Consider the following 22,480-nt stretch of genomic DNA (forward strand, 5'->3'; position numbering starts at 1 on the left):
GATGAACGAACCGACGAGAATTCAGCCCTCACGGGCATCGGCAGCCGCGCGCTTTCCGGCGCATCCCGTCGATGCCATGGCGGGGACCAGCCTCAAGCCCGAACACCTCGAACGTATCTTCGATGAAGCGCCGCAGCGGGGTTTCTTCGAGGTGCATGCCGAAAATTACATGGGCGCGGGCGGGCCGCCGCATGCGGCGCTGACACGCGTGCGGCAGGATTATCCCGTCTCCCTGCACGGGGTTTGCATGTCAATCGGGGGTCCGCAGCCGCTGGACAAGGCGCATCTGGGACGCTTCAAGGCGCTTGTCGACCGCTACGAGCCGGCGCTTGTCTCCGAGCATCTGGCATGGTCGACGCACCAGAGCACTTTTTTCAACGACCTGCTGCCGCTGCCCTATACCGAAGCCACGCTGGCCCATGTCGCCGAGCACATCGATGAGGTGCAGGACGCCATCGGCCGGCCGATCCTGCTCGAAAATCCCTCGACCTACGTGGTGTTCCCCCAATCGACGATGAGCGAGACCGACTTCATCCGCGCCATCGTCCGGCGCACGGGCTGTGGCCTGTTGCTCGACGTCAACAATGTATTCGTGTCCGCCACCAATCACGGCTATTCGGCACTCGGCTATCTTGCTGACTATCCGCTCGAACATGTAGGCGAAATCCACCTGGCCGGGCACGCCGAGCAGACCGATGACGAGGGCGAACTCCTGCTCATCGACAGCCATGACGGCCCGGTCGGTGATGCGGTCTGGAAACTCTTCGACATCGTGATCAGCAGGCGCGGCGCCACGCCCACGCTGGTCGAGTGGGACAGCGACATTCCCGATTGGCCCATCCTCAAGGCCGAGGCACTTGCCGCACAGCTGATCCTTGACCGCCATGCCTCAGGGCTTGCCAATGCCGGCCATTGACACTTACGCCGCCGGCTTCGTGTCGGCGCTGCTCGATCCAGAGCGCCCGGCCCCTGCCATGGTTTCGGGCCCCGGGCGCAAGGCGGCAGCCAAACGCTACGGCGTTTACCGCAACAACGTCACCGTCAGCCTTATCAACGCGCTCGCGGCAGTATACCCGGCAACCCAGCGGATCACGGGCCCCGATTTCTTTCGCATGATGGTGCGCCTGCATGTGCGGGCGACCCCGCCGGCCTCGCCGCTGCTGTTCGAATATGGCCGCGACTTTCCCGCCTTCATCGAGTGTTACGAGCATGCGCAGTCGATGCCGTGGTTGGCCGATGTCGCGCGCATCGAGCGGGCATGGCTTGACGCCTATCACGCCGCCGACGCAGAACCGCTGTCGCCCCAAGCCTTTGCCGTGGTTCCGGCCGAGCGGCTGGCCGGCATCGTGTTGGTACCGCACCCGGCGGCGCGCATCTTGCGCTCACGTTATTCCGCGCTGGCAATCTTTGCAGCCAACCGCGTCGATCGCCCGGTGACATCGATCGATGCGGGCGAACCGGAGGACACGCTGGTAACCCGGCCGGGGCTCGAGGTCTTCGCGCGACGTCTGCCCCCGGGCGGCGCCCCATTTCTGATCCATCTCATAGCTGGCGAACCGCTCGGCACTGCCGCTGCAGCGGCGATCGACGACAGTCCCGATTTCGATCTTGCCGCCAATATCGCGAGCATGATCGGCGCGGGCGTGTTCATTGCCATTCACTGGGGGAACTAATGTCCATCCAACAATCGGGGTTGCTGCACACCGTCACATCGATTGTCGGCCGCGTAAATTCGGGGATAGCGCGTCTCGCAACGCCCTCGCTGACCCAGCTGGTCCTCCGGCTCGCGCTCGCCGTCCCGTTCTGGCGGTCGGGGGTGAATAAGTGGGACAGGTTCCTGCAGCTCAATGATGTTGCGGTGCTGCTCTTCAGCTCGGAGTTCAAGCTCCATCTGCCCGGCGGCCCATATGCATTTCCCGCACCGGAGATGATGGCCTTTGCCGCAGGCTCGGCGGAAATCGTGCTGCCCGTGCTGCTGGTTCTCGGCCTGGCCTCGCGGCTGGCCGGATTGGGGCTGCTGGTCATGACGATTGTCGTCCAACTCACTGTGCCGGACGGCTGGCCAATTCACCTCACCTGGGCGGCGATGGCGCTCGGCATCATGGCCTGGGGTCCTGGCCGGTTATCGGCCGACCATTTTGTCGGCAAGCTGAAGGTTTAGTACTGACGCGATCCCCGGCTGACCGGGTGGCTATTGCCCATCCCGCATGGATCGTCGAAGGAACTGCGGCGGCTGCCCCAGGACGCGCAGGAAGGCACGCCGCATCCTGCCCGCATCGCCGAAGCCGATCCGATGCGCGATCTCATCGAACGCACCTGCGCCAGCCTCGACGGCCTCGCGTGCAACCTCGACCCGAAGCTGCTCCAGGGCTTTGGCCGGCGTCGTTCCCATCTCGCGCAGGAAGGCTCGTGCGAAATTGCGCGGGCTCATGGCGGCGCGCTCGGCGAGCTGTTCGATCGTGAGCGCTTCGGCGAGGTTTGCCTTGATCCACGTAACCAGCGCTTCGAAGCGTCCCGACTGGCCACCAAGTTCGAGCAGGCCCGAAAATTGGGATTGCCCTCCAGGCCGGCGGCCGTGAACCACGAGTTGCTGGGCAGTGCGGCGGGCGATTGCGGGGCCGTGATCGTCTTCGATCAGTGCAAGGGCGAGGTCGATGCCCGCCGAGATACCCGCTGACGTCCACGTGTCGGCGTCCCTGGTGAAGATCCGGTCGGGCTCGAGGCGGACCTTTGGATAGCTGCGCCGAAAACGCTCGCTACTTTCCCAGTGGGTCGTGGCGGAGCGGCCATCGAGCCTGCCGGCCTCTGCCAGCAGGAATGCGCCCGAGCACACGCTTGCGAGCCGGCGCGGGCGGACGGTCTTCAGCCATTCGACGACCGCCTGGAAGGCGGCCATATCCCAGATCAGCTGGCCACCTGAGACCATGATCGTGTCGAGCCCATCCGCGTCCAGCGGCCCCGCGGCCAGCCCGAGACCGCAGGAACTGGCTGTCATGCCGGCCGTTGGGGCAAGGACCTCGATTGCATAGCCATCGGGCACATAGCGGGATGCGATCTCGAAGGCGGCGGTCGGGCCGGCCACGTCGAGGAACTGGAAGCCGGGATGGATGACAAAACCGATTCTGCGCATGATGGCAGTTTTCGCCCGAAATATGTCATTTCGGACATCATTGGCTTTCACTAGGCTCACGTCAATAGTGGCTCAAGGAGGGAGCAAAGAGTGAAGAAGCGGACCGTTATTGCCTCGGTGCTTGTCGGTGCCGTCATTCTTGCAACGGGCGGCTTCGGCCTGTGGCTCGCCGCGCTCCCCTCCGGGGTTGCGGCGCCGCCTGAACCGGTGCCTGCCTCCGAGGAGGCAACCATGCTGGAGGCGCTCCGGCCCCCCATCGGTCAGCGGCCACTTGTTGCCATTGTCGGTATTAACGACGGGACCGAGACGACGGACTACCTCGTGCCAACCGGGATTCTGCGGCGCGCCGGCGTGGCCGACGTGGTGATGGTGGCGGCCGAACCGGGGCCGGTGCTGCTTTACCCCGCGCTCAAGGTCGAGCCGGATACAACTCTTTCGGTGTTCGACGCCTCCCATCCGGAAGGGGCGGACTACGTGATCGTGCCGGCCATGAGCCGGGATGACGACCCCGCAGTCATGGCGTGGCTGCAGCAGCAATCGGCCAAGGGCGCCATCGTCATCGGCGTCTGCGCCGGGGCCAAGGTGGTCGGCGCGGCCGGCCTGCTCGACGGCAAACGCGCTACGACCCACTGGTACTATCTCAAGGACCTGCTCAGGCGCAGCCCGACAATCGACTATGTCGCCAACCGCCGCTTCGTGGTGGACGGAAACGTCGTGACAACCACCGGCATTACTGCATCCATGCCGATGATGCTGACGCTGATCGAGGCCATTGCCGGGCGCGAGAAAGCCGAAGCGGTGGCACGTGACCTCGGTGTCGACCGCTGGGACGCCCGGCACGCCAGCGCGGCATTCACCCTCATCCGCCCGTTCGCCACGACCGTCCTTGCCAATATCATGGCCTTCTGGAACCGTGACGAGTTCGCCATTGGGCTCGAACCGGGGATGGACGAGGTGTCGCTGGCATTGGTGGCCGATGCCTGGTCGCGGACCTACCGGTCAAAGGCGGTCACGTTTGCGGAGACGTCCGCTATCGACACGGCTAACGGCATCCGCATCCTGCCCGACCGGACCGCTGGGGACTGGCCGGACCACCGTGCCGTTTCCATCTTCCCCGAGCACCCGCCCGCAGCCGCACTGGACCAGGTCCTCCAAGCCATTACCGAGCGATACGGCGAAAGCACGACCAATGTGGTGGCTATGCAACTAGAATATCCAAGATCTAATGCGGAGCGATGAACCGTAGCGACGGAAGCGGAAATTCTTCCCGTCTTGTCGATGCTTCACCCGCCTCGGGGTTCATGTATTATGCGCAAGCCGAACACGGGCCCCCTGATATGAGCAAGACTCCTCGCAGCAGCACTGGTCTGCGCCAATTTCTGGATGTTGAGCAGCAGCGCAACTGGACGGAAGGCAAGACGAACCTGCCTGACGCTGACGAGCGGTCGGAGTCCGTGGAACTGCGGTTCAAGTATGTGCCGCGATTCCACAAGCTGGCTGCCCGCCCCCAGGCACAGGACGTTCTAAAGATTCTCGGGCTCTACGGCCAAAGCTGCATCCCCATGCCACGCAGGACCGAGCGGCAATACTGGTCCGTGTCTTGTCTGCCATCGACGCCCGACAAGCCGCTTGTCCGCGTCAATGCGAGCTGGATGGAGCTTTTCACCATCTACGCGGATGGCGAGGGCATCCGCGCAAGGTTCATCCTGCACCTGCCGGATTTCACGACGGACCACTCGCCCACGCAGGACCAGGCGGATGAAGTCCTGCTCGAGCGCTGCGTCACGACGCCGGAGGACGTCAGCTATTTCTTCCCGCGCGGCGAGGACATTTTTGGTATCAATGTGCGTGGTTCCGCCTCGATCCACAAGTTCCTCGCCACCCCGCACGTACTGCGCGCCATTCGAAGATTCAATCTGACGCATATGAACGAGCCACTGCTACGGCGTCGCGGACTACATGCTGGAAGGTTGAGTGGCTGGGATGCCCGCCGCCGCGGCAGCGCTTGCGTTCATCCGGCCTTAGCCTGCCGTTAGCTCAAACCGGATGGCTTGGGCGCCTTCCCACAAGACCAGCTTTCCAAGCGCTGGCAGGTTCTCCAGTCCCTCAGTTAGCGTAATGAAATGGTTGCCCGCGAGCTGACCCATCTTGCTCGAGAAATCCACGCCGCCATAGGCCAAAAGGATTTCCGTCTCGCTTATGCCGCCAGGATAAAGAATGACATGGCCGGGCGCCGGATGGCTGGTGTGGTTCTCATAGCCCACCTCGAAATCGGTTTCGCCGAGCGGCACCCATACACCTTCCCCGCTCCAGCGCACATGCACGATTTGGCTGTCATAGGGCAGCACCTTCAGGAAGGCTGCGCTCGTTTTGGGCGCAAGCTCGGTTTCCAGCCGCCCTTTGAAAATATAGGGGCCGGCAGTCACTGTGATGTCGTTCAACGCATTTTCCTCTTCTAGGCGTTGCGAGCCTGCTTTGGGCGGCTGGCACGCCGGTTGCAGCATTATGAATCCAGGGCCGCGAGAAACCCCGGTTGTTCGGTATTTTCGGGGTTTCTGGATTTCCACGGCCTCTCGTTCAAGCGCGCTGCACACAAAATAGGCGACAAAATTTGCATGCTTATTGCATTGCCATTGTATGCATTATGTGTTCTTCTTCTGTCAACCAGCGTGACAATCAGGCGGGTTCAAGACGGCAGGAGCGCGGATATGGCATGGCCCACCCAGGCGGCAATGGAGCGGATCGACCGTGAACGGGAAGCCGTGCTGGCCTTCCTGCAGTCGCTTATCCGGCTACAGCCATCCGGGGAAACCGCGATCCAGGCGGCGCTGGCGGACCGGCTTGCGGCGACTGGCGCTCGCGTGCAGAGCCTGCAATACGAACCGGCCGCCGTCCCGCTCATCGATGAATTTGCCGCCGGCGCCAATGCTGCGAGCGGTACGCGCGCCAGTATTGTCGGTACCTACCGGGCCGCTACGTCCGGCGGCCGCAGCGTCATCCTTTTTGCCCATCCGGATGGGGAGCCGATAGGGGATACTGCCACCTGGCAACGCCCACCCTTCGAAGGGGTCATCAACGATGGCCGCCTTTATGGCTGGGGCGTTGCCGACGACCTAGCCGGTGTCAGCGCCGCTGTATCCGCCATGGAAATGATCAAGGCCGCGGGCATCGAACTGGCTGGCGACGTCATCGTCGCAAGCACGCCGAGCAAGCGGCACGCGCGCGGCGTCGCTGCCGTCCTGCACCATGGCTATGCCGCCGATGCGGCTATCTACCTGCATCCCGCTGAGTCAGGCGTTGGCATGAACGAGATCAAGGCCTTCGCTTCCGGTCAACTCGAATTCACTGTCACCGTGCCGGGCAAGAAGCCTGACACCACCGAGCCGGGCCATACCGCCTTTGCCCATGCCGGCGTCAATGCGCTCGACAAGGCCGTGATCCTGATCGCCGCGCTCAAGGCCCTCGATGCCCATCGTGCCCGCCGCGTTCATCATCCGCTCCTCGATGCGGCCATCGGCCGCTCGTCCAATATCCTGCTGTCATCGCTGCAATATGGGCAGAACAGGGCATTCTCGCGCATGCCCACCGAGCTCATCTTCGGCGGCGCGATATCGTTCCCGCCATTCGAGAAGCTGGCCGACGTGCAGGCCGAAGTCGCGGTTGCTCTCGATGCCGCAATCGACGCCGATCCTTTCCTGCGCCACAACCGCCCAGTGCTGCATTGGGTATCCGGCGTCACCGGCATGGAAGTGCCGGAAAGCCACGACCTCTATCGAGCGGTAGCCCATTCGGTGGAGCAGGTGTGCGGTTTCAAGCCCCATGTGAACCCCATGCATACCTCCAGCGATATCCGCAATCCGGTTGTCCAGAGGGGCATTCCCACGGTCGGTCTCGGCCCCTATTGCGGCGACCTGACCCAGACGGGGCGCCACGACGAATGGGTCGACGTCGAAGACTACATCCGTGCCGTCAAGGTCACGGCCGCCAGCGTCATCGCCTGGTGCGGCACATGCTGAAAATCGACGAGAAATCCGGAGCAGCCAATGGTTGCGACGGTCAGGACACCAATCAAACAGGAGCAGCAGACATGACTAAATCGATCCTTCTGGGATCCGCATTCGGCGTTCTCATCGCTTTCGGTGCAGCCCTTTCGATGGCCGCCCCGGCCGTTGCGCAAGACGCTGAATGCCCGGCCGGCCTGCCATTGGCCACGCCGGGCAAGTTGACCATGTCGATCAACGCAACCATTCCGCCCAAGCAATATATCAATGCCGACGGTGAACTGGTCGGCCTGCACGTTGATCTGGGCAACGAGATCGCCAAACGCCTGTGCCTTGAGCCGGAATTCATGAACGTGGCGTTTGAGGTGCAAATCCCGGGCCTGCAGACCAAGCGCTGGGACATGATCAATACGGGGCTCTACTACACCGACGAGCGCGCCAAGATCATGCAGCTCATCCCTTACACCATCAACGCGCTGGCCCTCATCGTTGCCGATGGCAATCCGCTGGGCGTGGCGACGCCCGAAGATCTGGCCGGCAAGGTTGTGGGTGTCGAGATCGCCGGCTTCGAGGAAAAGAAGATCCGCGAGATCAATGACGAGCAGGTGGCCAAGGGGCTGGCTCCGATGGATATCCGCGTCTTCAACACCTATGGCGACACTTTCCTGGCCCTGGGCGCCGGCCAGATCGAAGCCGTGTTCGCCGGCGACGCGATTGGCAAATATTATCAGGAGCAGGGCAAGTTCACGATGGCGGTGACGGGCCTCTATCCTGGCAGCCCTGGCGTCTTCGCCACGATCGAGCCCGCAATCGCCGACGCCATCGTCGTTGCCCTCAATTCCATGCTCGAAGACGGCACCTATAATGCACTGATGGACCGCGACGGCGCCACCAAGATCGAGACCTGGCCGACCTGGGAAGGCCGGTTCGCGGCCTATTTCTTCCCCGAGTGATCCTTCGGGCGCCGGCTCCGGCTGGCGCCGCCCCTGTTTACCAACCACAGCCGGATGTGCACATGACCTGGAGTTGGCCCGACTTCCTTGAATATCTCGTCAGCCCCTACATGATGCGGGGCGCCTGGACCACGGTCTGGCTGTCGGTGGTTTCCATGGTCATCGGTATCAGCCTGGGCTTTGTGGCTGCGCTGATGAAAATGTCGCACAACCGGGTCGTCAGCGGCATTGCCGGTTTCTACATCTGGCTCTGGCGCGGCACGCCGCTGCTGGTGCAATTGGTTATCATCTATGCGGGCCTGCCACAGCTCGGCATCCGCCTTGGCGTCATCGAATCCGCCATTCTCGGTCTGGCCGTCAACGAAGGTGCCTATTTCGCCGAGATCATGCGATCGGGCATCACCGCAGTGGACAAGGGCCAGCACGATGCCGCCCGCGCCTTGGGAATGACCTATCGCAAGATGATGCAGATCGTCATCCTGCCGCAGGCGACACGAGTCATCGTGCCCCCGCTTGGAAACCAGTTTCTGGGTATGCTCAAAACCTCCTCGCTCGCCTCGGTCATCTCGATGGAAGAATTGCTACGCAGCGCCCAGCAATTGGCGCAGATCGAGTTTCGCGTGCTCGAAGTCTATTTCGTCGCTGCCATCTATTACCTGGCCATGACCACGGCCTGGGGCTTCGTCCAGCGCCGCATCGAAAGCCATTACGACCGGCCATTCGATGGTCGCGATAGTGCCGCTGCAGCCGCGCAGCGGACTGTGGATCCCGCCGCCACGGAGGTGATTTCTCGATGACCGGCCAGTCTTCCGCTCCCGTCCGGCCGCTGATCCGCATCCAGCGCGTCCGCAAGTCTTTTGGCGACAATCTGGTGCTGCGTGATGTGTCGCTCAATGTCGCTCCCGGCGAGGTTGTCGTCATTGCCGGGCGGTCCGGCAGCGGCAAGAGCACGCTGCTGCGCTGCATCAATAATCTCGAGACCATCGATGCCGGTTCGATCTATACCGGCGATGAACTGATCGGCTACCGCCAGCTTGGGGGCAAGCTGGTGCCGATGCGGGAGGCCGAAGTCGCCCGCCAGCGCCAGGAGCTGGGGATGGTGTTCCAGCAATTCAACCTGTTTCCGCACCTGTCGGTGCTGGATAATATCACCGCGGCGCCGATCCATGTGCGGGGCGAGGCCCGCTCGAGCGCCGAGGCCTATGGCCGGGAATTGTTGAGCCGCGTCGGCCTGCCGGAAAAAGCACATGCCTATCCAAAGCAATTGTCGGGCGGCCAGCAGCAGCGCGTCGCCATAGCACGGGCGCTCGCCATGCGGCCCAGGGCCATGCTGTTCGACGAACCCACCTCGGCGCTCGATCCCGAAATGATCAGCGAAGTGCTCGACGTGATGATCGACCTGTCGCGCCAGGGCATGACCATGATCGTGGTGACACACGAAATGGGCTTTGCCCGTGCCGCGGCAGACCGGGTGATCCTGATGCATCAGGGTGAAATCGTGGAGAATGCTCCGCCTGAAGAATTCTTTACGGCGCCCAAGAGCGAGGCGACCAAACAATTCCTGTCCAAGATATTGCCATGAACCAGCGTCTTCCCACTGTTGCGATGCGCTTGGCGCACGGCGATGTCTTTCCCGAGCCTGTCCAAACCCCGGATTATCCCTATGTCTAAGCCGTTTCGCGGCACGTTCACCGTCATGATCACCCCCTTCGATTCCCAGAGCCGGGTCGATCTTGCCGCGACCGCCGATTTCGTCGATTGGCAGATCAATGAAGGCATTCACGGTCTGGTGCCGCTGGGCTCGACTGGTGAGTTCCTGTCGATGACAGACGACGAACGCGCCAGCGTGGCCGAGACGGTTATTGGCAGGGCGGCCGGCCGGGTGCCGGTGCTGATCGGCACCGGGTCGGAACGCACCGAGGATGTGATCCGCTATTCGCGCGAGGCCCAAGCCATGGGTGCCGATGGCGTGATGATCATCCCGCCATACTATTCCACCCCGACAGAAGATGAGCTGTTCGAACACTACCGGCGCATCGGGGAGTCCCTGTCCATCCCGATCATGATCTACAATAATCCGGCCACGGCCAATGTTGATCTGACGCCTCGCATCGTCGAACGGCTCTGCCGGATCGACAACGTGCGCTATATCAAGGAATCCACCATGGATGTGACCCGTATTCGCGATATCATGGACTTCTGCGGCGAACGCATGACGGTTTTTGGTGGCATTATGGGCTTTGAGTCATTCCTGGCTGGCGCCCAGGGCTGGGTTGCGGTCGGCTCCAATCTCATGCCGCGTGAAATGGCCGACATCTTCTCCCTCTGGTCTGACAAGGGTGATTATGATGCAGCGCGCGCGCTCTATATGCGTGTCCTGCCGGTCATCCGCCTCGTCGGCGGCCATCGATACGTGGCAGGGTCCAAGGCCGCTCTTGCCTTGATGGGGCGTTATGTCGGCGAACCGCGCGCACCGCGCCTGCCCCTGCTGGGCTCTGAGCTGGCCATGGTCATACAGGCCTTGCGGCAGGCCGGCATCAAGCTCGCGGACCTGCCGGCGTGACGTCAGGCCTGCGCCTCTCGCGCACCGGGATCGAACCGGCCGGCAAGACCCTGAGCTTCATGTTCGATGGGGTGGAAGTCGCTGCCATCGATGGTGAGACAATCGCTGCAGCGCTTGCTGCGGCGGGGCAGATCGAATTGCGCCAGGCCGGCCCGCATGAGCGTCGCGGCGTGTTCTGTGGCATGGGCGTCTGCCAGGACTGCCTGGTCGAGATCGACGGCAGGGGCAGTCAGCGCGCCTGCATGACCAAGGCAAAGGCCGGACTGGACGTTCGCCGGCATGATCCGGCCCATAGCCGACTGGCCCCGCTGGCCAGGCGGCCGCAGGCGCCGCCACGCATTGAAATGTGCGAAGTGGCCATCGTTGGTGCGGGCCCGGCGGCCCTTTCTGCCGCCCGTGTCCTCGGCGGTGCCGGCGTCCGCCCCATCCTGATCGACGAGCGGGACCTGGCCGGCGGTCAATTCTTCAAGCCGCTGGCGCCATCTTACCGATTCTCGTCTCGTGCTCTTGACAGCCAGTCCGAGCAAGGTCGAATCCTTGTAAAGCAAGTGCGCGAACTGGGGGGTGATATCCGCTCCGGCCAGACCGTCTGGCACGCATCCATCACCACGGGGGGCAGGGCCGAGCTTGGTGTCGCCGCCAATACGCAGGCCTATATCCTCTCGGCCAGCGCCGTACTCCTTGCGACCGGTGCTTATGAGCGTCCCCACCACGTTCCGGGCTGGACCCTGCCCGGCGTCATGACAACAGGGGCGGCACAAACGCTGGCGCGGGCCTATCGCGTCAGCCCCGGCCGGCGTGTTGTTGTTGCCGGCAATGGCCCGCTGAACTGGCAGGTCGCGCTGGAGATCGCGCGCGGCGGCGGCACCGTCATTGCCGTGCTGGAAAGCGCCCGTCCGACGAGGCCAGGCGCCTTGGCAGCCCTTGTTAGCATGGTGTCCGCAAGCCCCAAGCTGGCCTTTGCCGGCTTGCGATTGCGCGCCGATCTGGCCATGGCCGGTATTCCCATCCACGAGGGTGTTGTCGTTTCCCAGTTGCGCGGGAACGGGAAAGTCGAGCAGGTGATTGCGCGGCGCTCCGATGGCAGTGAGCTTGCCTTTGACGCCGACGCGGTCTGTCTGGGATACGGTTTCACGCCCTCGGTCGACGTGCTCCGTATGCTCGGCGGTCCGGTTAGCGTCGATCCGGACGGCTTCCCGCTGCCGCTGCTCGATGGCGATGGCCGCAGCGCCACCGGACCGGTCTGGGTGGCAGGCGATGGTGGGGCGATTGGTGGCAGCCAGGTTGCCATGGCGCAAGGCGCGCTCGCCGCCCACGCCATCCTCGCCAGTTTGGGCAAACCAGTGCCCGACCGTTCTGGTGCGGCCGACCAGCTTGCGCGTGCGCGCCGCTTTCAGGGCAATCTCTGGAGCCTCTTCGCGCCGCAGGTGCAGCCTCCCGAGTCGCCAGCAGAGACCATCATATGCCGCTGCGAAGGTGTCTCCGCCAGCCAGATCGCCAGTGCCGGCGCTGATGGCGTTGCCGACCTGGGCAGCCTGAAGCGTCATACCCGCCTCGGCATGGGGCGCTGCCAGGGCCGCTATTGTGCGGCCAAGGCATTGCAGATGCTGCGCGGTGACCTGACAGGGGCCAGCGAGGCCGATCTGTTCGCGCCCCAGGCGCCCACGCGCCCGGTGCCCGCAATGCTCCTCGCCAATGAAAAAGGCGAATGGGCCGGGCATCGCGAGGTCGGCACCAGCGTGACCCCGCGCGGCGCCCACCGTGCCGATCCACTCCCATCCCGATGCGATCTGCTCGTCATCGGCGCCGGAATTACCGGTGCGGCCACTGCCTTGTTCGCTGCGCGCAATGGCATGGACGTCGTTGTGGTGGATCGCAGTGCGCCCAATAGCCAGGCCTCCGGCGGCAATGCGGGGAGCCTGCATGTGCAATTGCTCAGTTGGGACTTCGGCAAGAAAGCCATGGCCGGCGGTAGCCCCGCTCTGCATACCTTGCCCCTACAACGCGACTCGGTCGCACTCTGGAAGGCGCTGGAACTCGAACTGCAAGCCGACTTCGAGATCGTTACCACCGGCGGGCTGATGGTGGCCGAGAATGCCGACCAGACCCAGTTTTTGCGCGACAAGGTCGATGCCGAACAGCGCGCGGGCATCCAGACCGAAGTCATTGGCCGCTCAGAATTGGCCAGTCTTGCACCGGCATTGGCCCAAACGACGATCGTGGCTGCCTATTGTCCGGCAGAAGGCAAGATCAACCCGCTCAAGGCCACGCCCGCCATTGTCGGCGCTGCCATGGCGCATGGCGCGCGTTTTGGCGCCGGCCATGACATCACAGGCATTCAGGCCGATGGTGAAGGCTACCGTGTCACCAGTGCCGCCGGCGCCACCATAAGCTGCCGCAGGCTGGTGATCGCCGCTGGGGGCTGGTCGAGACAGCTCGGACGCATGCTCGGCGCAGAGCTGCCGATCTCCGGCGCACCGCTGCAGATGCTGGTTACCGAACCAACCCGGCCGATACTCAAGCAATTGGTTGCCCATGCCGACCGCCACCTGACCATGAAGCAGGCAAGCAATGGCAATCTGATCATCGGTGGGGCCTGGACGGCCGATACCAATAGCCAGACCGGTTATGCCCGTGTGCTGCGCGACAGCATCGAGGGCAATCTGTGGGTTGCCGAACGCACAATTCCTGCGGTTGCGGGTCTGCATCTGTTGCGCAGCTGGGCCGCCATGAACATCAATATCGACGGCGCGCCGCTGCTCGGTCCCATTGCCGGACACCCCAATGCGTTCATTGCCGCCACGGCCAATGGCTACACCCTGGGTCCAATCATGGGCCAGATAACCGCCGCCCTTGCAGCCGGCCGCGATGCTGGCCGCGGGCTTGAGGGCTTCACGCTCGCGCGCTTCTGATCAGATCGAGGCCTTGTAGAGGCTACGCAAATGGGCCTGCGCCTTGCTGCGTGCACGCTTGGCATCGCCGCTTTCCAGAGCGTCGACGATTTCGAGGTGTTCGGTAGCATCCGGCACCAGCCGGTCAGCCAGATTGAGCGTTTCGTAAAGCCGCGTTACCATGCGCAAGCTGTGAATCATGCGGCTGAGAACCGCATTGCCGCTATAGTCGCAAACCAGCGAATGCAACTCATCGTCCGACTGCCAATGCGCCTCCGGCAGGTAGACCGGCGCTGCCAGCAAGCTGTCAATATTCTTGCGAACCAGGGCAATTGCCGCCGCAGGCACCCGGCCGGCGCTGAGCGCTGCGGCTTCACCCTCCAGGATTTCCCTGACCTTGAGGGCCTGCAGATATTCGGCCAGGCCCACCGATCGAACCACGAACGAGCGGCCATTCCGGACCACGAGGCCTTCCCCCTCAAGTTTTTGCAGCGCCTCGCGCAGTGGGGTCCGGGAGACGCCCAGCATATCGGCCAGGCGCGACTCCACGATAATGTCGCCACCGTGCAATTGCTGGGATTTTATCAGGTTGGAAACGGTCCCATAGACCCTGTCCGATAGCGCATCGGCGGACAATCCCCCCGCTGATCTGGCATCCGCTTGCACTGCTCACTCCAACTTGCGACTCATACTGCCGCATATCTTATACAATATGCATGCGAAGTGCGGCCGTGAAGTTTCGTGCCGCGAGGTCGGCCTGATCAAACGTTTCTATGGAGATATCGGGCGGTGCGCCAGCGTGATGTCAGCACGAACAACGCTGCCGCGGTCGCCCCGAACATGCCGAGCCGCACCAATTGCCGTGCGACATCGATTTCGGCGGCAAACCAGAAGTTCGCCAGCAGCCAATAGGCGGCAAGCTGGTACAGAACCGCGACGCCGAAAAAGCCCAACACCGCCCGCCGGTCCAGCCAGCATGCGCATAGGCATAGTCCTGCAAAGAACCAAAAATGCATGTCCTGATAGAGCTGCAGGCCCTCGGGACGGAGCGGCAGGCTCGTTATGGTCAGCAGCGCGATCTGCGCGGCCAGCGCCATGCTGGAAACCACCGGAACGGCGCCACTTTCCCGCCGCCAGCGCCAGTAAAAGGTCGGCAAGGCAGCCACAACAAGGCCGCCTGCCAGCATGAAGAGTGGCGGCAGCGGGCCCCCCAGCCGCCAATTCAGGCCAGCCAGCAGCACAGGAATGACCCACAGCACGGCGATGAAAACACTTTCAAGCCGCCGGTGCCGCAAACCCGGTTCTGTCGTGTTCAAAGTCATGCAGATATTCCCAGGTCAGGTGCAATCAGGCCGAACGAGCGATCAGGTTCATTTCTATATTCTCGGGGCGGACGACCACGACGGCTTGTTCCGCCATGTTCTGCCCGATGAGCGTCAGCTGGCCGCTGGTGACGATCTGCTGCAGCGGTTCGGGCCGGCCCAATAGATAGCCTTGCGCCTCATCGCACCCTTCAGTCGTCAGCAATGCCAGTTGGCCATGCGTCTCGATACCTTCGGCCAGGACCGGAATTTCGAGGCTTTTGCCCAGCGCCAGCACGGCGCGAATAATGGCCTTGGCCTGGGGGCTCGATTCAACCTCGCTCATGAACGAGCGATCGAGCTTGATCTTGTCGAAGGGGAAGGCACGCAGCGTATCGAGCGAGGAATAGCCGGTGCCGAAGTCATCGAGCGCAATGCTCACGCCCAATTCCTTGATCTGGCGCAGCATATGCAGCGAGCGCTCCTTGTCGGCAAAGATCGTCGACTCGGTCAGTTCCAGCTCCAGCCGGTCTGGCGGCAGCCCGGTTTCGCGTAGCACGTCCATGACCAGCTTGGGCAGGTCGGTATGGGCAAACTGCACCGTAGGGCGGCTCCCAGGATGCGGCTTTGGCACAGGCGGTGCGCAACACCCATTCGCCCATCTGCAAGATAAGCCCGTTTTCCTCGGCCAGCGGGATGAACTCGGCCGGCGGAATATAGCCTCGTTGCGAATGCCCCCAGCGCAGCAAAGCCTCGTAGCCGCGGATTTCGCCAGTCGAAAGCGAGGTCTGCACCTGATAGTGCACGTCGAGCTGGTTAGTTTCGAGCGCCTCGCGCAATTCGTCCGCCAGATTGCGGCGGGCCCTGACCATCTCGTCCATGGACCGCTCGTAAAAGCAGGCGGCGCGGGCGATATCGGCCTTGGCGCGATACATGGCGAGATCGGCATTGTTGATCAGCGTTTCCTTGTCGCCCGCATTGTCGGGATAGATGGCTACGCCCATGCTGGCGCCGGGAATGATCTCGAAATCATCGAGACGAATGGGCTTGAACAAGAGCCGTTTCGAGCCGCGCTAGGAAATCGGCCAACCGGTCCGCCCCCTGCATGCGATAGGTCGCCGCAAATTCATCGCCGCCGAGCCGGGCCACAAATTCCCCCACGCCCAGCAGCTTGTTCATGCGCCGCGCCAGCACCTGCAGGACTTCGTCGCCGGTCGCATGGCCGCGCAGATCGTTGATCTCCTTGAACCGATCCAGATCGATGCCGATCAAGGCGAGCTTGCCGCCGGTCTCGTCCGCCAGATCGAGTTCGTGGTCCAGGTGGTCATTGAAGCTGGCCCGGTTCGGCAGGCCGGTAAGGCTATCGCTCATCGCCATGTGGCGCAGTTGTTCATAGGATTGAGCACGCATGCTGTCATCGATCAGATAGCTGGCGGCGCCCGCCCCCAGAATGACCAGCGCGACACCCGCCACGGCCAGCGCCAGCGCCTGCAGGGCGGACGGATTGGAGAATGAGCCGTCGATCAGCATTGGCGAAACCTGGAACGCCGTCATGCCGGTGAAATGCAGGCTGACAATTGCCAGCACCAGCACACCCGTTGCCAGATATTTGTCCGCCCAGAACACGCGGCGTATCGCCAGCTGCAGTGCCAGCGCGGAAAACACCACCGACAGCACGATCGAGACCACCAGATAGCCCATGTCCCACGACACCAGACCCTGCACGCGATAGGCCATCATGCCGGTATAATGCATCGCAACAATGGCCAGCCCGACAACCGCACCGCCCAGTGCCGGCGCCAGGCGCGTCAAACCGCTTGCCGCGAGGATAAAACCCAGCTGCACGCCAAACATGGCGGTCAGCAGTGACACAATGGTCATGACCGGATCAAAACCTACCGGCGCGCCTGGATCATAGGCGAGCATGGCGATGAAATGGGTGCACCAGATCGCCGAACCCGACGCCACCGCGGTCAGGAAGTGCCAACCGGCCCGCTGCAGACCGGTCGTATTGGCAGCGCGATTGAACAGGCGAATAGTGGCTGAAGAGCCGGCCAGGCAGACCAGGGCAGCGACGGCCACCAACCAGATATTGTGCTCATACAATACGCAGCCCAGCACAGTCATCATGGTCGTTTGAACTTTCGACGATCTTTCGCCGGCACAGGTTGGCGTACGTACGCCTTATTCCGAGACCATTGAAAATTGATGAAGGAAGTCATGTATTTCTGAGTTGCTGCATCGGCTATCGATGAAGACACGCGCCGCGGAAGCGGCGGCCAAACGATGGGGCGGCCGATGCCGACAGGTTCCTACTCCGCGGGCAAGCGAAGCCCAGACGTGAGAACAAAATGGGGGAGCTAGGGCTTAGTGGCTTGCACTTTGGTGAAAGCCAGTTAAGTACGCTTAAACAGAACAGAGACGACCGTACAGAGTAGCGACGACGGTGATAACCAGCCTCAAGTTTGGAACCAGCGGCCTTCGTGGTCTCGCAGTAGATCTCGTGGGCGACGCGGCGCAGCGTTACACGACGGCGTTCCTGAATTATCTGTCGCAGGACGATGCGCCCGTAAGTTCGCTCTATCTGGGGCGCGACCTGCGCGTCAGCAGCGCCGCGATAGTGGCGGATTGTGCCGCGGCTGCTGCTGCCATGGGTCTGCGCGTGGTGGATTGCGGCGAACTGCCAGCGCCGGCGCTGGCTTTCCACGCCATGGCGGCCGGTGCGCCCAGTATCATGGTCACCGGCAGCCACATCCCGGCAGACCGCAATGGTCTCAAGTTCTTCCGCGCGAGCGGCGAGATCAGCAAGGCCGACGAAGCGGGAATCTTGGCCCAACTGGGTGAAGGCGCCGAGGCTGACGATGCTGTTCAAGCAGTCGATGAAAGCGCGCTGGCCATGTCTGGCTATCTCGACCGTTATCGCGGCGTGCTGGCCGCCGATGCGCTTAAGGACTGGCGCATTGGCGTCTATGAACATTCGAGCGTCAGTCGCCAGGCACTGGCCGAGGTCTTTGCCGGTTATGGAGCGCAGATTGTTCCGCTTGGCCGCGCCCCCGGCTTTGTGGCGATCGATACCGAAGCCTTCGGCGACGCGGTGTTTGCGCCGCTCGTGGGTTGGATCAAAGAGTATGACCTCGATGCCATCATTTCCACCGATGGCGATGCCGATCGCCCCCTGCTAATGGATGAGCAAGGACAGTTTGTCCGCGGCGATGTGCTGGGACTGTTGGCGGCGCGGTTTTTTGGCGCCGACACGGTGGTCACCCCCGTCACTTCCAATACGGCCATCGAAGCGACGGGTTATTTTGCCTCGGTGGAGCGGACCCGTGTCGGATCGCCGTTCGTAATTGCGGGCATGGAGGCGGCCATTGCCAAGGGCGCGCGCTGCGTCTTCGGCTTCGAGGCTAATGGCGGCACGCTTTTGGGTACCGCGCTGAACCTGCATAATACAGACGTGCCTGCCTTGATGACCAGGGATGCGATCCTGCCGCTGATCGGAGTATTCGGTCGGGCGGCGGCGGAAGGGGGCACCATTTCGGCATTGGTGGCGGCGCTGCCGCTGCGCGTGGCGCTGAGCGATAGGCTGGAGAACTTCTCTGCCGAAAACAGTAGCACCCTACTCGACGACCTCTCGACGCCCGCAGGGGCAGCGGCCCATTTTGGTGCGCGGGGCAGCATCGTCCGCTCGGCCGCCATTGATGGCCTGCAGGTGTTCCTCGACGATGGCACGATGATCCACTATCGCGCCTCAGGGAATGCGCCCGAATTGCGCTGCTATGTTGAAGCCGATTCTGCCGCCCAGGCGGAGGATGCGTTGCGCTGGGGCCTGGCCGCGGCCAAAATGGCTGCGATTTCGGGCTAAGCGGCCACAGTTCCTTTCGATTTTTCACCCCCTATGGCCGAGGCCTTCATGACCAGTAAAATCGTTCCCGTCATTCTCGCCGGTGGTCAGGGTACCCGCCTGTGGCCGATGTCTCGAGCGGCGCGGCCCAAGCAGTTCATCGACTTGATGGGCGATCGCTCGCTCTACCAGCAGACGCTAGAACGTCTTGCCGGCTCAGACCGTTACGCGGCGCCGATTGTATTGACCAACACTGATTACCGCTTCGTGGTGGCCGAACAGGCGCAGGAGACCGGCATCGCGTTAGGCGCCATCCTGCTCGAGCCGGTGGCGCGCAATACCGCTGTGGCCATCGCCGCAGCGGCCTATCACGCACTGGACAAGGACCCTGAGGCGGTCCTGCATATCCTGGCATCCGACCATGCGATCACCGCGGACGCCGCCTATTATGGCGCGATCGACAATGCCGAGGCGGCAGCAAGGGCAGGGTGGCTGGTGACCTTTGGCATCGTGCCAACACGCCCCGATACCGGCTATGGCTACATCGCGGTAGGTGCGGCGCTGCCTGACGGCGCCAATCAGGTTGGCCGCTTTGTCGAAAAGCCCGATCTAGCGACGGCCGAGCGGCTCCTGGCAGAGGGGGGGTATGTCTGGAATTCGGGCATGTTCATGATCGCCGCCAAGACGTTCATCGCCGAATGCGAAGCGCTGGCCCCCGATACGGCTGCCGCGGCGCGCCAGGCGGTCGACCTAGCCAAGTCCGATCTCGACTTCGTGCGGCTGGACCCCGAGGCGTTCGGCGCCGCGCCGAGCACTTCAGTCGATTACGCCATCTTTGAAAAGACCGCCAAGGCCGTGGTGCTGCCAGTGACCTTCACCTGGTCCGATCTGGGGTCGTGGGATGCGGTATGGAGCGCCAACGCGCCCGACGCTAACGGCAATGTGGTGCTCGGCTCGGCGCTGCTTTCCAGCTCCAGCAATACCCTGGTGATGACCGACGGTGCCCATGTAGTGGTCGAAGGGCTGAACGACATTGCCATCATTGCTAGCCAGGACGCAATTTTTGTCGGCCGCCTGTCGGAGGCGCAGCGGGTCGGGGCGCTGGTCAAGCAGCTCAAGGCCGATCCGGCGACGCAGGTGTTGACCGAGACGCACAAGACCGCCTATCGCCCTTGGGGCGGTTATTCGTCCGTGCTGATGGCCGACCGTTTTCAGGTCAAGCGCCTCTTCGTCAAGCCAGGCAAGAAGCTGTCGCTGCAGAAGCACTTCCATCGCTCCGAGCACTGGGTGGTGGTCAAGGGTACCGCCGAGGTGACGATTGATGGGCAGATATCGGTGTTGACCGAGAATCAGTCCATCTACCTGCCGCTGGGCTGCACGCACCGCCTCGCCAATCCGGGCAAGATCGAGCTCGAACTCATCGAAGTGCAGACCGGCTCCTATCTGGGCGAGGACGATATCGTGCGCACCGAAGACGATTTCGGCCGGGCGGGGTAAGTCGGCGCTCACGGACCGGCGAGCCAGGCACGGCTTGACTCTTGCACAATGCCCGTGGCTAGCGCCTATCGTAACGAGTTTACAAGGATAAACCAGTTCCTGATCGGTCGGATTTTATGCGTGCGATCCCGTGTTGCGTCGTGGCAACGGACGTTGTAACGATCTGCCCGCTACCTGAGCAGCTGCAGCAGACCGTGAGATAACCGGTCTGGCCGATTCGCACTTTAGTCCGGTATTCTGGGTGTTTGGGAGGCGCGGTTCTTTGAGATTCTTGCGCAAAGACCTAAATCGCAACGCTGACAACCAAGGCATTTATACATGACGAAGACCGCATTGATAACCGGTGTTACGGGGCAGGACGGAGCTTACCTTTCGAAATTTCTTCTCGATAAGGGCTACGAGGTTCACGGCTTGTTGCGGCGCAGTGCGTCGGCTGACGTGATTGACTCGCGTCTTAAGTGGCTCGGTGTCAATGACAAGGTCCAGTTTCATGATGGCAATCTGACGGACTTGTCGGGCCTTATTCGAGTGCTTCAGGATGTTAAGCCTGACGAGATTTACAATCTTGCAGCGCAGTCTTTCGTTAAGTCCTCCTGGCAGCAGCCCTTGTTGACGGGCGGCGTGACCGGCATGGGCGCCGCCAATATGCTTGAGGCCACGCGTATTGCTGCTCCTGAGGCGAGATTTTACCAGGCCTCTTCTTCTGAAATGTACGGCCTAATTCAGGAGCCTGTGCAGTCAGAAACAACGCCTTTTTATCCGCGCTCGCCCTACGCGGCAGCCAAACTGTATGCCCATTGGATGACGGTCAATTACCGAGAGAGTTTCGGGCTACATGCATCTAGTGGCATCCTTTTTAATCACGAGTCACCGCTCCGTGGCATCGAGTTTGTGACCCGCAAGATTACCGATGGCGTGGCGCGCATTAAGCTTGGGCTTGCTGAGGATATTTCGTTGGGCAATCTCGATGCTACGCGAGACTGGGGCCACGCGCGCGATTACGTTCAAGCTATGTGGCTCATGCTCCAGCAAGACATCGCCGACGATTATGTCATCGCGACGGGCCGAACCACGTCGGTGCGGGACTTCTGCAAATTGGCGTTCGCCCACGTTGGATTGAACATGGAAGATTACGTGACCGTAAACGAGCGGTTCCTGCGTCCTGCCGAAGTCGATGTCTTGCTGGGAGATGCTTCTAAGGCGAAGCAAAAGCTGGGCTGGGCGGCGGAAACCACGCTTGAAATGCTGGTCAGTGAAATGGTCGAGGCCGACCTCAAGCGTCTCAGTCGTCACGAGCATCTGTAGTTGAGTGAGTAGCCTCATGCGCGTTCTCATAACCGGCGGGGCCGGGTTTGTTGGAACACATGCGGTCAGGCTACTGCAAGAGCGCTACGGCTCACAGCTGCGACTCGCTTCTACTTCCAAATCGGCCCACTCGGTGCCTTTGCCGGATGGGTGCGAGCGGCGCATTCTCGACATTACCGATGCGCAGTCGGTTCTCGATACGATCGAGAGCTGGCAGCCTACTCATATCCTGCACCTGGCCGGCATTGCGGCGCCAATAGCAGCCAGTACGCAGCCGGACGAAGCCTGGCGGGTTCATGTTTTTGGCGCGCGCAATCTGGGGCGGGCCATTCTCGAAAAGGCGCCTCATTGCACGTTGCTTCACGTCGGCTCGGGTTTGATCTATGGCGGCTCCGCGCGCTCAAGTCTGGCGCTGGATGAAAACGCCGTTCTCGATCCGCTCGATGAATACGGAGTGACCAAGGCGGCGGCCGATTTGGCGATGGGGGTGCTTGCGGCAAAGGGCCTCAAGGTCATCCGATTGCGACCGTTCAACCACACCGGGCCAGGTCAGAGCGAAGACTTCGTTGTGCCCGCATTTGCAATGCAGATCGCTCGCATAGAAGCGGGGCTTATGAAGCCCGTCCTGCGCGTGGGTAACCTCGAGGCTGAACGGGATTTTCTGGATGTGCGCGACGTTGTGGGGGCCTATCTCTGCGCCATTGATCGTTCACCTGCCATCGCGCCCGGCTCGATTTACAATATTGCTTCTGGAGAGCCCCGCCGCATTTCGGATATCTTGGAAACGATGCTGTCGCTCAGTTCAGCCGCCATCGCGGTAGAACGCGACGAGGCGCGCATGAGACCAAGCGATATCCCGAGGGTCATCGGAAATTCCAGCAAGGCTCACGCTGAATTGGGATGGTCAGCCCGCCATTCTTTCGCCCAAACACTGCAGCAAGTGCTTGACGATTGCCGGCGACAAATCGGCAACCCCTTCCCGACATGAAAGTGTAAGC

At 62.3% G+C, this 22,480-nt stretch carries 22 protein-coding genes; 15 read left to right on the top strand and 7 right to left on the bottom strand.

Translation table 11 applies throughout. From position 1 onward, the window contains the following. Position 1 precedes the first annotated feature (1 nt). From FF80_RS15670 to FF80_RS15680, 3 genes are read left to right on the top strand one after another with little or no spacing between them, the layout of a single operon-like run. The gene (locus FF80_RS15670) at positions 2-916 is read left to right on the top strand and encodes a DUF692 domain-containing protein (protein ID WP_035102245.1); all 915 of its coding nucleotides are present in this window, start codon (positions 2-4) and stop codon (positions 914-916) included. Next, entirely contained in the window at positions 903-1,673 is a 771-nt protein-coding gene (locus tag FF80_RS15675; protein ID WP_244445795.1) for a DNA-binding domain-containing protein, read from the top strand. The genes FF80_RS15670 and FF80_RS15675 overlap by 14 nt, the downstream gene beginning before the upstream one ends. Beyond that, positions 1,673-2,161 (top strand): DoxX family protein, encoded by a 489-nt coding sequence (locus FF80_RS15680; RefSeq protein WP_035102249.1) that lies wholly within the window; start codon positions 1,673-1,675, stop codon positions 2,159-2,161. Before FF80_RS15675 ends, FF80_RS15680 begins: the two co-directional genes overlap by 1 nt. A 30-nt stretch (positions 2,162-2,191) precedes the next feature. Here the strand turns inward: FF80_RS15680 and FF80_RS15685 are convergent, their stop codons facing one another. Further along, on the bottom strand, positions 2,192-3,130 hold the full coding sequence (locus FF80_RS15685) for a GlxA family transcriptional regulator (protein ID WP_035102387.1): 939 nt from the start codon (positions 3,128-3,130) through the stop codon (positions 2,192-2,194). Between the two features lie 90 nt (positions 3,131-3,220). Here FF80_RS15685 and FF80_RS15690 point away from each other — a divergent pair, with 90 nt between their 5' ends. Continuing rightward, on the top strand, positions 3,221-4,369 hold the full coding sequence (locus FF80_RS15690; RefSeq protein WP_035102251.1) for a DJ-1/PfpI family protein: 1,149 nt from the start codon (positions 3,221-3,223) through the stop codon (positions 4,367-4,369). 98 nt (positions 4,370-4,467) lie between these two features. Continuing rightward, entirely contained in the window at positions 4,468-5,166 is a 699-nt protein-coding gene (locus FF80_RS15695; protein ID WP_244445796.1) for a hypothetical protein, read from the top strand. Here the strand turns inward: FF80_RS15695 and FF80_RS15700 are convergent. Further along, positions 5,152-5,571: a DUF3830 family protein gene (locus tag FF80_RS15700; RefSeq protein WP_035102253.1), complete on the bottom strand. Its 420-nt coding sequence runs from the start codon at positions 5,569-5,571 to the stop codon at positions 5,152-5,154. The genes FF80_RS15695 and FF80_RS15700 overlap by 15 nt on opposite strands. A gap of 267 nt (positions 5,572-5,838) precedes the next feature. On the opposite strand from FF80_RS15700, the gene FF80_RS15705 reads away from it, so the two are divergent. The 6 genes from FF80_RS15705 (at position 5,839) to FF80_RS15730 (ending at position 13,559) form a co-directional block, all read left to right on the top strand. Beyond that, positions 5,839-7,146 (top strand): M20/M25/M40 family metallo-hydrolase, encoded by a 1,308-nt coding sequence (locus tag FF80_RS15705; RefSeq protein ID WP_035102254.1) that lies wholly within the window; start codon positions 5,839-5,841, stop codon positions 7,144-7,146. A gap of 71 nt (positions 7,147-7,217) precedes the next feature. Beyond that, on the top strand, positions 7,218-8,084 hold the full coding sequence (locus tag FF80_RS15710) for an ABC transporter substrate-binding protein (protein WP_052153642.1): 867 nt from the start codon (positions 7,218-7,220) through the stop codon (positions 8,082-8,084). A gap of 62 nt (positions 8,085-8,146) precedes the next feature. Then, positions 8,147-8,881, top strand: coding sequence for an amino acid ABC transporter permease (locus tag FF80_RS15715; RefSeq protein WP_052153643.1), 735 nt, complete (start codon positions 8,147-8,149; stop codon positions 8,879-8,881). Further along, the gene (locus FF80_RS15720) at positions 8,878-9,666 is read left to right on the top strand and encodes an amino acid ABC transporter ATP-binding protein (RefSeq protein ID WP_035102256.1); all 789 of its coding nucleotides are present in this window, start codon (positions 8,878-8,880) and stop codon (positions 9,664-9,666) included. Before FF80_RS15715 ends, FF80_RS15720 begins: the two co-directional genes overlap by 4 nt. Before the next feature lie 81 nt (positions 9,667-9,747). Next, entirely contained in the window at positions 9,748-10,647 is a 900-nt protein-coding gene (locus FF80_RS15725) for a dihydrodipicolinate synthase family protein (protein WP_035102258.1), read from the top strand. Continuing rightward, positions 10,644-13,559: an FAD-dependent oxidoreductase gene (locus FF80_RS15730; RefSeq protein WP_035102260.1), complete on the top strand. Its 2,916-nt coding sequence runs from the start codon at positions 10,644-10,646 to the stop codon at positions 13,557-13,559. Before FF80_RS15725 ends, FF80_RS15730 begins: the two co-directional genes overlap by 4 nt. Here the strand turns inward: FF80_RS15730 and FF80_RS15735 are convergent, their stop codons facing one another. The 5 genes from FF80_RS15735 to FF80_RS22425 form a co-directional block, all read right to left on the bottom strand. Continuing rightward, positions 13,560-14,204, bottom strand: a complete 645-nt coding sequence (locus tag FF80_RS15735; protein WP_035102262.1) for a GntR family transcriptional regulator — start codon at positions 14,202-14,204, stop codon at positions 13,560-13,562. It lies immediately after the preceding gene. A 95-nt stretch (positions 14,205-14,299) separates the two neighbouring features. After that, positions 14,300-14,860: a hypothetical protein gene (locus FF80_RS15740; RefSeq protein WP_035102264.1), complete on the bottom strand. Its 561-nt coding sequence runs from the start codon at positions 14,858-14,860 to the stop codon at positions 14,300-14,302. A 25-nt stretch (positions 14,861-14,885) separates the two neighbouring features. Then, positions 14,886-15,380, bottom strand: a complete 495-nt coding sequence (locus FF80_RS22415) for an EAL domain-containing protein (RefSeq protein WP_348270333.1) — start codon at positions 15,378-15,380, stop codon at positions 14,886-14,888. Beyond that, complete coding sequence (locus FF80_RS22420) at positions 15,262-15,894, bottom strand: EAL domain-containing protein (RefSeq protein WP_052153646.1); 633 nt, start codon at positions 15,892-15,894, stop codon at positions 15,262-15,264. Before FF80_RS22420 ends, FF80_RS22415 begins: the two co-directional genes overlap by 119 nt. Beyond that, on the bottom strand, positions 15,869-16,969 hold the full coding sequence (locus FF80_RS22425) for an MHYT domain-containing protein (protein WP_052153647.1): 1,101 nt from the start codon (positions 16,967-16,969) through the stop codon (positions 15,869-15,871). Before FF80_RS22425 ends, FF80_RS22420 begins: the two co-directional genes overlap by 26 nt. A 316-nt stretch (positions 16,970-17,285) precedes the next feature. Here FF80_RS22425 and FF80_RS15750 point away from each other — a divergent pair, with 316 nt between their 5' ends. The 4 genes from FF80_RS15750 to FF80_RS15765 all read left to right on the top strand — a co-directional run bounded on the left by FF80_RS15750 (position 17,286) and on the right by FF80_RS15765 (position 22,470). Continuing rightward, a complete protein-coding gene (locus tag FF80_RS15750; RefSeq protein ID WP_348270332.1) occupies positions 17,286-18,701 on the top strand; it encodes a phosphomannomutase in 1,416 nt (471 codons plus the stop codon). 48 nt (positions 18,702-18,749) lie between these two features. Further along, positions 18,750-20,177 carry a mannose-1-phosphate guanylyltransferase/mannose-6-phosphate isomerase gene (locus tag FF80_RS15755; protein ID WP_035102391.1) on the top strand — a complete coding sequence of 476 codons (1,428 nt, stop codon included), beginning with the start codon at positions 18,750-18,752 and terminating at the stop codon, positions 20,175-20,177. A gap of 318 nt (positions 20,178-20,495) precedes the next feature. Next, the gene (gene gmd, locus FF80_RS15760) at positions 20,496-21,482 is read left to right on the top strand and encodes a GDP-mannose 4,6-dehydratase (protein ID WP_035102267.1); all 987 of its coding nucleotides are present in this window, start codon (positions 20,496-20,498) and stop codon (positions 21,480-21,482) included. Between the two features lie 16 nt (positions 21,483-21,498). Next, the gene (locus tag FF80_RS15765) at positions 21,499-22,470 is read left to right on the top strand and encodes a GDP-mannose 4,6-dehydratase (RefSeq protein WP_035102269.1); all 972 of its coding nucleotides are present in this window, start codon (positions 21,499-21,501) and stop codon (positions 22,468-22,470) included. Positions 22,471-22,480: the final 10 nt, after the last annotated feature.

It is taken from the genome of Devosia sp. LC5, from assembly GCF_000735585.1.
Classification (GTDB): Bacteria; Pseudomonadota; Alphaproteobacteria; order Rhizobiales; family Devosiaceae; genus Devosia.

Coding starts and splice junctions, on each gene's coding strand:
- FF80_RS15670 (WP_035102245.1), top strand. CDS start 2: ATGAACGAACCGACGAGAATTCAGCCCTCACGGGCATCGGCAGCCGCG.
- FF80_RS15675 (WP_244445795.1), top strand. CDS start 903: ATGCCGGCCATTGACACTTACGCCGCCGGCTTCGTGTCGGCGCTGCTC.
- FF80_RS15680 (WP_035102249.1), top strand. CDS start 1,673: ATGTCCATCCAACAATCGGGGTTGCTGCACACCGTCACATCGATTGTC.
- FF80_RS15685 (WP_035102387.1), bottom strand. CDS start 3,130: ATGCGCAGAATCGGTTTTGTCATCCATCCCGGCTTCCAGTTCCTCGAC.
- FF80_RS15695 (WP_244445796.1), top strand. CDS start 4,468: ATGAGCAAGACTCCTCGCAGCAGCACTGGTCTGCGCCAATTTCTGGAT.
- FF80_RS15705 (WP_035102254.1), top strand. CDS start 5,839: ATGGCATGGCCCACCCAGGCGGCAATGGAGCGGATCGACCGTGAACGG.
- FF80_RS15710 (WP_052153642.1), top strand. CDS start 7,218: ATGACTAAATCGATCCTTCTGGGATCCGCATTCGGCGTTCTCATCGCT.
- FF80_RS15715 (WP_052153643.1), top strand. CDS start 8,147: ATGACCTGGAGTTGGCCCGACTTCCTTGAATATCTCGTCAGCCCCTAC.
- FF80_RS15720 (WP_035102256.1), top strand. CDS start 8,878: ATGACCGGCCAGTCTTCCGCTCCCGTCCGGCCGCTGATCCGCATCCAG.
- FF80_RS15725 (WP_035102258.1), top strand. CDS start 9,748: ATGTCTAAGCCGTTTCGCGGCACGTTCACCGTCATGATCACCCCCTTC.
- FF80_RS15740 (WP_035102264.1), bottom strand. CDS start 14,860: ATGACTTTGAACACGACAGAACCGGGTTTGCGGCACCGGCGGCTTGAA.
- FF80_RS22425 (WP_052153647.1), bottom strand. CDS start 16,969: ATGATGACTGTGCTGGGCTGCGTATTGTATGAGCACAATATCTGGTTG.
- FF80_RS15755 (WP_035102391.1), top strand. CDS start 18,750: ATGACCAGTAAAATCGTTCCCGTCATTCTCGCCGGTGGTCAGGGTACC.
- gmd (WP_035102267.1), top strand. CDS start 20,496: ATGACGAAGACCGCATTGATAACCGGTGTTACGGGGCAGGACGGAGCT.
- FF80_RS15765 (WP_035102269.1), top strand. CDS start 21,499: ATGCGCGTTCTCATAACCGGCGGGGCCGGGTTTGTTGGAACACATGCG.